General features: G+C 64.6%; 1 protein-coding gene. It reads left to right on the forward strand.

The window, feature by feature from the left end:
- A partial coding sequence (locus DAI20_RS19815) for an ADOP family protein (protein ID WP_205781521.1) occupies nucleotides 1-604 on the forward strand: 604 nt, incomplete at both ends.

The following is a 604-nucleotide window of genomic DNA, read 5'->3' on the forward strand; positions in this document are numbered from 1 at the left end:
GCACGCTGCGCCGGCACAAGACCGCCGCTGCCCTGATCGTGCTGGAAGTCGCACTGACCTGCGCCATCGTCTGCAACGCGCTGTTCCTGGTCAGCCAGCGCGTGGAGAAGATCAGCATGCCCAGCGGCATCGCCGAGAGCGAACTGGTGATGCTGCGCGTCAGTGGCATCGGCAAGCAGACCGACGCCATGGCCCGCACCCGCGAGGACCTGGCATCGCTGCGCGCGATTCCCGGCGTCAGCAACGTCACCATCATCAACCAGGTCCCCTTCCGCAACGGCTCCTCCAGCAGCAGCATTTCGCGTGTGATCGACCAGGAACGGCCGACCACCAACGCCTCGATGTACACCCTGTCCGAGAACGGGCTGGCCACGATGGGCATCAACCTGATCGCAGGCCGCGATTTCCTGCCCGACGAATACCAGAACTTCGAAGACGCCAGCAAGGGCGGCGCCAAGGAGAAGGCGATCCCGGTCATCTTCACCCAGGCCACCGCCGCCAAGATGGAACCCAATGGCAGTGCGCTGGGCAAGACCTACTACATGGGCAAGCAGCCGCTGCATGTGGTCGGCATCGTCGACACCCTCAGCACGCCCAATGGCTG

Origin of the sequence: Planctomonas deserti (genome assembly GCF_003067705.1) — a bacterium.
Lineage (GTDB): Bacteria > Actinomycetota > Actinomycetes > Actinomycetales > Microbacteriaceae > Planctomonas > Planctomonas deserti.